General features: G+C 53.3%; 12 protein-coding genes. All 12 read left to right on the forward strand.

What is annotated here, in order from left to right; translation table 11 throughout:
• The first annotated feature begins 129 nt into the window (after nt 1–129).
• The 12 genes from rpsP to ung all read left to right on the forward strand — a co-directional run bounded on the left by rpsP (nt 130) and on the right by ung (nt 12,277).
• Complete coding sequence (gene rpsP, locus DS878_RS04340; protein WP_096783352.1) at nt 130–369, forward strand: 30S ribosomal protein S16; 240 nt, start codon at nt 130–132, stop codon at nt 367–369.
• A gap of 25 nt (nt 370–394) precedes the next feature.
• Nucleotides 395–922 (forward strand): ribosome maturation factor RimM, encoded by a 528-nt coding sequence (gene rimM / locus DS878_RS04345; protein ID WP_113814763.1) that lies wholly within the window; start codon nt 395–397, stop codon nt 920–922.
• Nucleotides 923–925: 3 nt separating this feature from the next.
• Complete coding sequence (gene trmD / locus DS878_RS04350) at nt 926–1,684, forward strand: tRNA (guanosine(37)-N1)-methyltransferase TrmD (protein WP_113814764.1); 759 nt, start codon at nt 926–928, stop codon at nt 1,682–1,684.
• A 25-nt stretch (nt 1,685–1,709) separates the two neighbouring features.
• Complete coding sequence (gene rplS, locus DS878_RS04355) at nt 1,710–2,066, forward strand: 50S ribosomal protein L19 (RefSeq protein ID WP_113814765.1); 357 nt, start codon at nt 1,710–1,712, stop codon at nt 2,064–2,066.
• Between the two features lie 110 nt (nt 2,067–2,176).
• Nucleotides 2,177–3,079, forward strand: a complete 903-nt coding sequence (gene xerD, locus DS878_RS04360) for a site-specific tyrosine recombinase XerD (protein ID WP_113814865.1) — start codon at nt 2,177–2,179, stop codon at nt 3,077–3,079.
• A 167-nt stretch (nt 3,080–3,246) separates the two neighbouring features.
• A complete protein-coding gene (locus DS878_RS04365) occupies nt 3,247–3,957 on the forward strand; it encodes a DsbC family protein (RefSeq protein ID WP_261977595.1) in 711 nt (236 codons plus the stop codon).
• Nucleotides 3,958–4,128: 171 nt separating this feature from the next.
• Entirely contained in the window at nt 4,129–5,430 is a 1,302-nt protein-coding gene (locus DS878_RS04370; RefSeq protein ID WP_113814767.1) for a homoserine dehydrogenase, read from the forward strand.
• Between the two features lie 26 nt (nt 5,431–5,456).
• Nucleotides 5,457–6,857, forward strand: a complete 1,401-nt coding sequence (thrC, locus tag DS878_RS04375) for a threonine synthase (RefSeq protein WP_113814768.1) — start codon at nt 5,457–5,459, stop codon at nt 6,855–6,857.
• A gap of 6 nt (nt 6,858–6,863) precedes the next feature.
• A complete protein-coding gene (recJ, locus tag DS878_RS04380; RefSeq protein ID WP_113814769.1) occupies nt 6,864–8,597 on the forward strand; it encodes a single-stranded-DNA-specific exonuclease RecJ in 1,734 nt (577 codons plus the stop codon).
• Between the two features lie 226 nt (nt 8,598–8,823).
• Nucleotides 8,824–9,919, forward strand: a protein-coding gene (gene prfB / locus DS878_RS04385) for a peptide chain release factor 2 (protein ID WP_113814770.1) whose coding sequence is annotated in 2 segments (ribosomal slippage) — nt 8,824–8,895 and nt 8,897–9,919 — 1,095 coding nt in all. Because the reading frame shifts where the segments join, the coding sequence is not laid out codon by codon here.
• A 57-nt stretch (nt 9,920–9,976) separates the two neighbouring features.
• Nucleotides 9,977–11,518, forward strand: coding sequence for a lysine--tRNA ligase (gene lysS, locus DS878_RS04390; RefSeq protein WP_113814771.1), 1,542 nt, complete (start codon nt 9,977–9,979; stop codon nt 11,516–11,518).
• Nucleotides 11,519–11,542: 24 nt separating this feature from the next.
• A complete protein-coding gene (ung, locus tag DS878_RS04395; protein WP_113814772.1) occupies nt 11,543–12,277 on the forward strand; it encodes a uracil-DNA glycosylase in 735 nt (244 codons plus the stop codon).
• Nucleotide 12,278: the final 1 nt, after the last annotated feature.

The following is a 12,278-nucleotide window of genomic DNA, read 5'->3' on the forward strand; positions in this document are numbered from 1 at the left end:
TGCCTGTTTTCATTGGCGCATTTTTAGCATAGAATAGCGCCCCTTTCGAGTATGGGTCTCCGCGTCAGCCATTATTATGGCAAGCGTGAAACGTACAAAGTTCGTATAACAGAACAGGATATTGGTTAAATGGTAACAATCCGTTTGGCTCGTGGCGGTTCCAAGAAGCGCCCGTTCTATCATCTGACAGTAACTGACAGTCGCAGAGCACGTGACGGCGCCTTCATTGAGCGTGTTGGTTTTTTCAATCCGATTGCCCGCGGTCAGGAAGAGCGCCTTCGTGTTGATCGCGATCGTGTGAATTTCTGGATTGGTCAGGGTGCACAAACCAGCGACCGCGTTGCGCAATTGCTCAAGGCTGCTGTGTAAGTTTGCTGACCACCGGGGTTGTTGTATGACGCAGAATTCGCAGGAAACTGTGATCGGTCGGATTACCTCGGTATTTGGGGTTAAAGGGTGGCTTAAGGTTTTTTCGTTCACCGACCCCAGAGAAGGAATACTTAACTATACCGACTGGATTCTTGATCTTGACGGTAAGCGTATTCCTGCAAAGCTTGAGGAAGGTCGTCGCCAGGGGCAGGCGATCGTTGTCAGGCTTAAAGGTATTAGTGATCGTGAGGTGGCCCGCACTTATTGTGGGGCTGAAATCAGGGTTCCGACTGCTGAGTTGCCCGAACTCCCTGAAGGGGAGTATTACTGGCGTCAGTTGCAGGGTCTTGATGTGTTCACGGTTGAAGGTGAGTGCTTTGGTCGAGTAGATCACCTGATAGAGACCGGCTCCAATGATGTTCTGGTGGTGCATGCAACAGCAGGCTCCATTGATCAGCGTGAACGCCTGATTCCTTATCTCCCTGACCAGGTTGTCCGGGAGGTTAATCTGTCAGAGCAGAAGCTGATTGTAGACTGGGATCCGGAGTTCTGACGGGTGTGGATTGGCGCAGTCAGTCTGTTCCCTGAGATGTTTCAGGCGGTAACGGATTACGGGATAACGAGCAGGGCAGTACGTGATGGTCTTTTGACCGTTCGCTGCTGGAATCCCCGCGAGTTTACTCACGATCGTCATCGTACCGTCGATGACCGGCCCTACGGTGGTGGCCCCGGAATGCTGATGAAGATTCAGCCTCTCAGGGATGCCATTCACGCAGCGAAGGAAGCTGCACCCGGAAAAGCTTGCGTGGTATATCTTTCGCCTCAGGGTGAAACGCTGAATCAGGCTGTTGTTGAGTCGCTTGCTGCAGAAGAACGTTTGATTCTGGTGGCAGGGCGTTATGAAGGTGTTGATGAGCGCCTTATAGCAGCAGAGGTCGACCGGGAAATATCACTGGGAGACTTTGTACTCTCCGGTGGCGAACTGGCGGCTATGGCTGTCATTGACTCGGTTACACGCCTCATCCCCGGAGCGCTGGGTCATGCGCAGTCAGCAGAACAGGATTCGTTTGCTGACGGGTTGCTGGATTGTCCGCACTATACCCGGCCCGAAGTTTACGAAGGCCAGGCTGTGCCGGATATTTTGTTGGGCGGTCACCATGATCAGATCCGGCGTTGGCGGCTAAAGCAGTCGCTGAGGCGAACCCGGGAGCGACGCCCCGACCTGCTGGAAAAGCGGGTGCTTACGGATGAAGAGCGTAAGCTTCTGGGAGAAATTTTAAACGAACCGTGTGCCTCTGAATCATCAGGGCATTAAAAGATTGGGTATCAGGAGCATTACGATGAGCGGCAAGAACAACATCATCAATCAACTCGAAGCAGAACAGATGACCAAGGAAATTCCCGCGTTTGCGCCGGGTGATACCGTGGTTATTCAGGTTCGTGTAACTGAAGGCAACCGTGAGCGTCTGCAGGCGTTTGAAGGCGTTGTTATCGGAAAGCGTAACCGTGGCATGAACTCCTCTTTCACCGTACGGAAAATTTCATACGGCGTGGGTGTTGAGCGTACTTTCCAGACCTTCTCCAAGCTGATCGACAGCATTTCAGTGAAGCGTCGCGGCGACGTGCGTCAAGCCAAGCTTTACTACTTGCGTGATCTTTCTGGTAAGGCTGCGCGTATCAAGGAAAAGCTGGGCTGATCGGCTGTGTGCTGAACAACCTCGCAGTGAAAGGCAGCCTAAGGGCTGCCTTTTTTGTTTCTGTCGAGTGAGAATGCAATGTTACGGATAGAGTGTCAGAGGGCGAGGGTGTGAGACCAGAGGATGAAGCGGTAATTGCCCGGTTTGTTGATGCTGTCTGGCTGGAGGATGGTCTGGGTGAGAAAACCCGTCAGGCGTATCGCAGCGACTTACAGCGCCTTGCAGTCTGGCTGGAGAATCAGCCGGGGCAGCCATTGCTGACAGAGGCTCGCAGGACCGATCTGCTGGCCTGGACGGCCAGCGGTCTTGCGGAAGGCATAAAGACATCTACAGCGGCTCGTCGGCTTTCGGGTGTTCGCCGGTGCTACCGGTTCATGCTTCGGGAAGGGTTGATCGCTGAAGATCCCACTCTGCGTATAGATAGTCCCCGGTTACCGCGCCGGCTCCCGGATTCCCTGACTGAGGAGGAAGTTGATGCGCTTCTGTCTGAGCCGGATCCTGGCTTGCCGATTGAACTGCGGGACAAGGCTATGCTGGAGATCCTCTATGGCTGTGGTTTGCGGGTATCGGAGCTGACGGGGTTGCGTGTTGATCAGGTTAATTTACGGCAGGGTGTTATACGCATTACCGGTAAAGGTGATAAAGAGCGTCTGGTACCCCTGGGTGAAGAAGCTGTGGACTGGCTTCTCCGGTATATGAAGGAGGGGCGCCCGGAGCTCCTCAAGGGGAAGGCCTGTGATGCATTATTTCCTGGCAACCGGCCGGCAGCCATGACCCGACAGACGTTCTGGCATCGGGTGCGGCATTACGCCACCCGCACGGGTATTCTTAAACACCTGTCTCCTCATACGCTCCGTCATGCGTTTGCGACTCACTTGCTTAACCATGGTGCAGACCTGCGTGTTGTTCAGATGCTGCTTGGGCATTCCGATCTTTCGACAACCCAGATATATACCCATGTTGCGCGCCAGCGCCTGCAGTCGTTGCATCAGGCCCATCATCCACGTGGTTGAGTCTGTGATTTTTAGGTAAGGTAACGCTTTGAACTTTTGTGGCTGATGGGTGTCGCACGGTTTGATCTTGTTTCTCGTCCATGTCTTGTGTGAATACCTCCGCAAGCCATAAAAAAGTCTCCTGCTGAAAAGGTGTGTTTGCCAGAATGAATGTAAAACGTTTTTTTATGGTCGCCATGATGGCTGCTGGTGTTCTGGGCTCGCCCTTCGGCGTAGCTGGTGATGTTGAAGATGCTATCCGGGATCGCCTCTCAACTGCTGTGCCGGGACTGAAAATATCGTCCGTGCGGGAGTCCGAAGCGCCTGGGCTTTATGAGGTTCAGAGCAGTAACGGAGATACAATTTATACAACGTCTGATGGCCAGTATCTGTTTACGGGTGATTTACTGAAAATTACCAGCACAGGCATTGCCAATGTGTCAGAAGAGGCCAGGGCCGGGGAGCGCCATCAGGCTCTGGAGAGTTATGGTGATAAAGGCATCATCAGTTATAAGGCCAGTGACGAGAAAACCGTGATTAGTGTGTTCACAGACATTGATTGCCCATATTGCCGGAAACTTCATGATGAAGTGGCAGAGTTGAACGATTATGGCATTACTGTGAATTACTACGCTTATCCCCGCTCAGGTCCGGGTACTCCGTCGTTTATCAAGTACACATCCGTCTGGTGCGCCGAGGATCAGCACGCGGCAATGGATGCAGCCAAGTCTGGAAAGACAGTTGAAGCCGCTACCTGCGAAAATCCGGTCGGGGAACAGTTCGAACTCGGCCATCGTGTTGGCGTCACCGGTACGCCTGCGATTGTGCTGGAGGATGGCAATATCGTGCGCGGCTATGTGCCGGCGAAAAACCTGGCTCAAGGGCTTGGGCTGCTCTGACAGGTTTGCTGCCTGGATGCGCCCGGGCAGGACTTCTTATATGACAAGCTTTCGGTTCAGGGCTTATTCAGTGAGCTCTGAACCGGTATACTGTGCGGCCTTTCAGTGTCGCAACATCGCAATGCTGCAATCTACAATTTATCAGCACCCTTCGGGATCAGAGGTGAGAGCTTGAAAGACGTTAGTGTCGGAATCTGCGGACTGGGAACCGTTGGCGGCGGTACATTCAGTGTATTGACTCGCAATGCTGCGCTCATTGCAGGCCGAGCGGGCTGTAATATCCGGATTGCCCGGGTTGCCAGTCGCCGAAGCCGTAACGATATTGATCTTGGCAGCGTCGCCTTCAGCACCGAGATATTCGATGTGGTGAACGATCCTGAGATTGATGTGGTAGTAGAGCTTATTGGCGGTTATGAAACGGCAAGGGAGCTGGTACTTGCAGCTATTCGCAATGGCAAGCATGTGGTTACCGCAAACAAAGCGTTGATTGCTGTTCACGGTAACGAAATTTTTGCTGCTGCTGAAAAGGCCGGCGTTGTCGTTGCCTATGAAGCGGGTGTTGCCGGTGGTATTCCTGTTATGAAGGCTATTCGGGAAGGCCTGGCGGCTAATCGCATTGACTGGATTGCCGGCATTATCAATGGCACAGGCAATTATATTCTTACAGAGATGCGTGCAGGCCGGCCATTTGCTGAGGTTCTTAAAGAAGCTCAGGATCTCGGTTATGCAGAAGCAGACCCTACCTTTGACGTAGAGGGTATTGATGCTGCTCATAAACTGACCATTCTTGCGTCGGCCGGCTTTGGTGTTCCTTTACAGTTTGAAAAAGCGTTTACCGAAGGGATTTCAAAGATTACGCCTTATGATATTGCTCATGCGGAGAAGCTTGGGTATCGCATCAAGCACCTCGGTATCGCTCGTCGCCGGGAAGAGGGTATTGAGCTTCGCGTTCATCCCACGCTGGTTCCCCAAAACCATCTTATTGCCCAGGTTGATGGCGTTCTGAATGCTGTTCTTGTGGATGGTGATGCGGTTGGTCAGACCATGTACTACGGGCCAGGCGCCGGTGACGAAGCAACGGCTTCGGCTGTCATTGCCGATATTGTCGATGTAGCCCGGATTGTTGCGAGCGGGAGTTCGTTGCGGGTGCCTTATCTAGGCTTTGTGCCGGATGCGCTGGACAGCCTGAATGTGCTTCCCATGGAAGATATCCAGTCGGCCTATTTTTTACGCATCACTGCACTGGACCGTCCGGGTGTGCTGGCAAAGATCGCCTCGATTCTGAGCGAGCACGGCATTAACATTGAGTCGATCATGCAGAAAGAATCTGATGTAAAGGATGGCCGGATTCCCGTCATTATTCTGACTCACACAGTGCAGGAACGACAGATCAACCGCGCTATTGAGGAACTGGAGTCACTCTCCGATACCGATGGCTCGGTTGTTCGCATCCGCGCAGAAAACTTTAACTGAGAAAACTATAACGGACAGGTGCGCACGTGAGATACATCAGTACGCGGGGAGAAGCTCCCGCACTGGGTTTTGAAGACGTTCTGCTCACCGGGCTGGCGCCCGATGGTGGCCTCTATGTGCCGGAGTCACTTCCGCACTTTAATCTGGAAGAGATCCGCAGCTGGCGCGGGCTCTCGTATGCAGAGCTTGCGTTCAACATTATGTACCCGTTTGTGGAAGAGGCCATTCCCGAGGCTGATTTCCGGGAGATGCTCGATGAAACCTACGGTTCTTTCGCGCACAAGGCTGTTGCTCCCCTGGTTCAGCTTGATACCAACGAGTGGGTACTGGAACTGTTTCGTGGCCCAACTCTGGCGTTCAAGGATTTTGCGCTTCAGTTGTTGGGGCGCCTTCTGGATTACGTGCTCGGGAAACGCAAAGAACACGCGGTCATTATGGGGGCTACTTCCGGAGACACTGGTTCTGCGGCTATCGAAGGCTGCCGCCGTTGTGAGCATGTAGACATCTTCATACTGCACCCTTACCAGCGTGTATCGGAAGTGCAGCGCCGACAGATGACTACGGTTCAGGGCGAAAATATTCATAATATTGCCATTCGCGGCAATTTCGATGATTGTCAGCGCATGGTCAAAGAAAGCTTTGGCGACCAGTCTTTTCTGGGCGGCAAGGCAAGGCTGGCAGCGGTTAACTCGATCAACTGGGCCAGAATTATGGCCCAGATCGTCTATTACTTTCATGCATCGCTGGCTCTTGGTGGTCCTGACCGCAGCATGGCGTTTTCTGTGCCTACCGGTAACTTCGGGGACATTTTTGCCGGTTATCTGGCGAAAAAGATGGGCCTGCCAGTGTCACAGCTGGTTATTGCTACCAATAAAAACGATATCCTCCACCGTTTCATGAGTGGCAACAGATACGAGCAGCATCAGCTTGAACACACGCTTTCGCCGAGTATGGATATTATGGTATCCAGTAACTTTGAGCGCTTGCTGTTTGACCTTCATGGTCGTGATGGCCAGGCAGTTAGACAGCTGCTCGAAAATGCGGCTAAAGGCCCGGTAAGCATTGAAGACTATCGCTGGAAGCATGCCCGCAAACTGTTTGACAGTGCGGCGGTCGATGACAAGACTACGTGCGATACCATTCGTGAAGTATATGAGCAAAATGAATATTTGCTGGACCCGCATACGGCCATTGGCGTGCACGCTGCCAGAGCATGTCGCAGGGATATGCAAGTGCCGATGATTACCCTTGGTACCGCCCATCCGGCAAAGTTCCCTGATGCTATCGTCGACTCAGGCCTGACTGTAAAACCGGCGCTACCGGCACATATGGCGGATCTTTTTGAGCGCGAAGAGCGTTATACCGTGCTTGATAATGATCGGGTGGGTGTGCAGGCATTCATAGCTGAACACTGGAAGAATGCCTGATCCGGTATGACTCCTAAAAAGATCCTGCGTCGCCCCCAGCCGGGCACTGATCCGGCCTGGGGGCAAGACCTCCCGCCTTTGCTTCGACGCTTGTACGCCGCTCGCGGCGTTACCTCTGATGAACAACTGAAATACACGCTCAAGCATCTGGCCTCACCTTTCCAGTTACGGGGAATCGATCTTGCGGTAGAGCTGCTGGCAGAGGCGATTGCCCGGAATCAGAGAGTGCTTGTGCTCGGGGATTTCGACGCTGATGGTGCGACCAGCACAGCCGTAGCCATACTTGGGCTTTCAATGCTTGGGTTGCAGAGCATCGATTTTCGGGTGCCAAGTCGTTTTGCAGATGGTTACGGGTTAACCCCTGGAATTATCGAGCGCCTGCGAGATGAAGGTGAATTACCAGACCTTATGGTGACAGTGGATAACGGAATCTCCGCTATCGAAGGTGTAAAGGCAGCGCGGGAACTGGGTATCAAGGTGGTTGTGACAGATCACCATTTGGCCGGGGAGGTGCTGCCGGACGCCGATGCAATAGTGAACCCGAACCAGCCTGGCTGTGAATTCCTGAGCAAAAATGCCGCTGGCGTGGGTGTAATGTTTTACGTGTTAATCGCACTACGCAAAAAACTTCGGGATGCTGGCCGCCTGCCGCAACCGGAGCCCAATCTGGGCAAGCTCCTGGATCTGGTGGCCCTGGGAACCGTTGCCGATGTTGTTCCGCTGGATCACAACAACCGTATCTTTGTTGAGCAGGGACTCCGGCGCATACGCCAGGGTGAAGCCCGTCCCGGAATTCTTGCATTGTTGGAAGTTGCTGGCCGGGAATACGCAAATATCAGTTCGACGGATCTCGGCTTTGTGGTTGGTCCTCGCCTTAATGCCGCGGGTCGTCTGGATGATATGAGTGTAGGCATAGCCTGTCTTCTTGCAGATAGTCCCGATGAGGCCGGGCGGCTTGCCCGAGAGTTGGATACGTTCAACCGGGAAAGGCGCACAATAGAGAAGGATATGAAGGCTCAGGCTCAGGATCTGCTTGCTTCTATGTCGCTGGATCTGGAAGGTTTGCCATGGGGGCTGGCACTGTTTGATGAGGATTGGCATCAGGGGGTGATCGGTATTCTGGCGGCCCGTATCCGGGAACAGACACACAGGCCGACGATTGCCTTTGCGCCGGATGAAAACGGCGTGGATGTAAAAGGTTCCGCCCGCTCGATTCCCGGGCTTCATATTCGTGATGTGCTGGCGGTTGTGGATTCCCGGCATCCCGGGGTTATGAAGAAGTACGGTGGTCACGCGATGGCGGCCGGTATGACCCTTGCCCGGAGTGATTTTGATGTCTTTTCACAGGCCTTTGACCGGGCGGTGAGGGATGCTCTGACAGCAGCTGATCTTGAAGCCGCGATTACCACGGATGGTCCCTTGAGTCCCGATGAGTTGTCCCTTGAAACGGCAGCTTTGTTGAAGCGGGCAGGTCCCTGGGGACAGCATTTCCCGGAACCTGTGTTTGACGGTGAGTTTCGGGTAGTCAGCCAGCGTATTGTTGGTGAAAATCACCTGAAGCTGGTTTTGCAGCCGGTTGATGGTGGCGGAATTATCGATGCCATTGCGTTCAATACAGGGCCAGAGGTTCCTGACTACACGCGCACGGGAGCTCGGGTCGTTTACAAGCCTGACGCCAATACGTTTCGGGGGCGGACTAATCTTCAGCTTTTGGTAGATTATCTGGAGCCTCTTTCCTGATTTGCTTTTCAGGCTGGTTTCTGAGAGCAGGTCAGGGGGTGGGGGCTCTTTCTGCCGGAAAAAGATGTCTGAGCGCAGCGAGTTGCTTTTTCCAGAAGAAAGAGCCCCCACCTCCTGACCGATAAGGCAGCACCAAACCAGCGGACAACGGCTGATTTGTCGTCAGAATTCCGGTAGAATCCCGCCACGGTTTTACTCACCATTTTCCAACATGAGTAAGGTTTTCATGGAAATTAATCCCATTGTGACGAAGATTAAAGAGCTTCGTGAGCGTACTGAAGCGCTCAGGGGGTATCTTTGACTACGATCAACGTAGTGAACGGCTGGTCGAAGTAGAGCGGGAACTGGAGTTGCCCACCGTGTGGGATGACCCTGAGCGCGCTCAGGCCCTGGGTAAAGAACGCTCAGATCTGGACCTTATTGTCCGCACGATTGATAACCTCACAACTGGCCTGGCTGACGCAGAAAGTCTGCTGGAAATGGCGGTTGAGGAGGATGACGAAGCTACCGTTGCTGATATTGAATCAGACCTTGCTACTCTTGATTCCGAACTTGAGAAGCTCGAATTCCGACGGATGTTTTCCGGTGATATGGATGCCAATAATGCCTATCTTGATATCCAGGCCGGGTCGGGTGGTACTGAGGCTCAGGACTGGGCGGAGATGCTTTTGCGCATGTATTTACGCTGGGCTGAACGCCGCGGTTTCAAGGCTGAAATTGTTGAACTTCAGGACGGTGATGTAGCCGGTATCAAAAGTGCCACTATTCATATCCAGGGCGAATATGCCTTCGGGTGGTTGCGCACCGAGACGGGTGTGCACCGGCTGGTGCGTAAGTCGCCGTTCGATTCTGGCAACCGTCGGCACACATCATTTTCCTCGGTATTTGTGTCGCCGGAGGTGGACGACAGTTTCGAGATTGAAATCAATCCTGCGGATTTGCGTGTGGATGTTTACCGTGCATCCGGCGCCGGTGGCCAGCACGTTAACCGAACGGAATCTGCGGTACGTCTGACCCATAATCCGACGGGGGTTGTTGTGGCCTGTCAGGCCGGGCGAAGCCAGCATCAGAACAAAGATCAGGCCATGAAGCAGCTCAAAGCCAAGCTTTATGAGCGTGAGATGCAGGAACGCAACGCCGAGAAACAGAAAGCCGAAGACGCAAAATCCGATATTGGCTGGGGTAGCCAGATTCGCTCCTATGTGCTGGATGACAGCCGGATCAAGGATTTGCGCACAAAAGTTGAAACCAGCAACACTCAGTCCGTGTTGGATGGTGATATTGATAAGTTCATTGAAGCCAGCCTGAAGATGGCGCTGTAATCAGCGCCTTAATCAAGCCAACCTGAACCGAACTCCCCTGATTTCTAGCGAGCCAACATGACTGAACACACTAAGAATGCACCGCAAGAGGACAACAAGCTGATAGCTGAGCGCCGTGCCAAACTGGCAGAGTTGCGTGAAAGTGGCAATCCTTTCCCCAATGATTTCCGACGCGACACCACCGCCGCTGAACTGCAGGCAAAATACGGTGACAAGAGCAAGGAAGAGTTGGAGTCTATGGGGCTCAAGGTTGCGATCGCCGGACGCATGATGCTTGACCGGAAAGCGTTCAAAGTGGTCCAGGACATGACTGGCCGTATGCAGATCTATGCAACCAAAGATGTGCAGAAAGATACAAAGCATTGGGATCTTGGGGATATTGTCGGGGTGCGGGGCACCTTGTGCAAAAGTGGTAAGGGTGATCTGTATGTGGCCATGGACGAGTATGTGTTGCTCACAAAGTCTCTGCGCCCACTGCCGGAAAAACACAAAGGGCTGACAGATACAGAATCCCGTTATCGTCACCGCTATGTGGATCTGATGGTTAATGAAGATAGCCGTCGGGTATTTCTTGCGCGCTCGAAAATCATTACTGCCATGCGCCAGTTTTTTGCCGATAGAGATTTCATGGAGGTGGAAACCCCCATGCTGCAGGTTATTCCTGGTGGCGCCACCGCACGGCCGTTTATGACCCACCATAACGCTCTGGGTATTGATATGTACCTGCGCATCGCGCCGGAGCTGTTCCTGAAACGTCTCGTAGTAGGCGGCTTTGAACGAGTGTTCGAAATTAACCGTAATTTCCGGAATGAGGGCCTGTCTACCCGCCACAACCCGGAATTTACTATGGTGGAATTCTATCAGGCGTACGCTGATTACAACGACCTGATGGATCTTACCGAAGACATGTTGCGGACTATTGCTGAGCAGGTTCTGGGTACTACCACTGTTGTAAATACCCGGACTCTCGCTGATGGTACGGAAGAGTCAATTGAGTACGACTTCGGCAAGCCCTTCGAGCGCCTGACTGTTGTGGACGCTATCCTGCGTTTCTCTCCGGATGTGACTGCGGACCAGTTGGCAGACGAGGCGTCAGCGCGACAGGTGGCTAAGGATCTGGGTATTCAGGTCAAAGATGGCTGGGGACTGGGTAAAATCCAGATTGAGATCTTTGAAGCGACGGCAGAGCATCGGTTGATGCAGCCAACGTTTATCACTGAATATCCGAAAGAAGTGTCACCGCTTGCCCGTTGCAAAGACAGCAATCCCTTTGTTACCGAACGCTTTGAGTTCTTCGTGGGTGGGCGTGAAATTGCGAACGGCTTTTCCGAGCTCAACGACGCGGAAGACCAGGCCGAACGTTTTCAGGCTCAGGTCGCAGAAAAGGATGCTGGTGATGATGAAGCCATGTTCTACGATGAAGACTATGTGATGGCTCTGGAGTATGGCCTTCCGCCCACAGCGGGTGAGGGTATTGGTATCGATCGGCTGGCTATGCTGCTGACCGATTCCCCGTCCATTCGTGACGTTATTCTGTTCCCCGCCATGCGGCCTGAACACAAAATCGAGAGTTCGAAACACGACAGCCCGAAAGGCTGAAACGCTGAACGCGAGGGGTAAACCATGCATCCGGTTGAGGTTCTGGAAAGTCATCTCAAGCCCGGCCGGGGCTGGAAAGAATACCTTGCGGACGAGTTCCGTCAGCCCTATATGCAGGTGCTGGCGGAATTTCTGGCTGCGGAAGAAAGTGCCGGTAAGGTACTCTTCCCGGCCAGTGTTCATTGTTTCAATGCCCTCAACAGCACACCTTTGGATCAGGTGCGTGTTGTCATTCTGGGGCAGGATCCATACCACGGCCCCGGGCAGGCCCACGGCCTGTGTTTTTCAGTAAGGCCTGAGGTTCCGACTCCCCCTTCCCTCGTTAATATATTCAAGGAAATCCAGAGTGATCTGGGTATTGCTCCGTCGGATCATGGATGCCTGCAGCCCTGGGCTGACCGGGGCGTCTTGCTTTTGAACAGTGTGCTCACGGTTGTTCAGGGGCAGGCGGGTGCGCATCAGGGAAAAGGCTGGGAGACGTTTACAGATCGTGTGATTGAGACTGTCAATCGCGAACGTGAGGGTGTTGTGTTTTTGCTATGGGGCAGCTATGCGAGGAAGAAGGGGCAGCACATTGATCGCCGTCGGCATCTGGTGCTGGAAGGGCCGCATCCGTCTCCGCTCAGTGCATACCGGGGATTCTTTGGTTGTAAACACTTCTCCCGGGCCAATGACTGGCTCCGGGATCAAGGGCAGGAGCCTGTCAATTGGGAACTGCCCTCCAAGGCAGATTTGATTGCCAGCTATAAGAAATCCTGAA

This window comes from Marinobacter sp. F3R11 (genome assembly GCF_003318275.1).
Lineage (GTDB): Bacteria > Pseudomonadota > Gammaproteobacteria > Pseudomonadales > Oleiphilaceae > Marinobacter.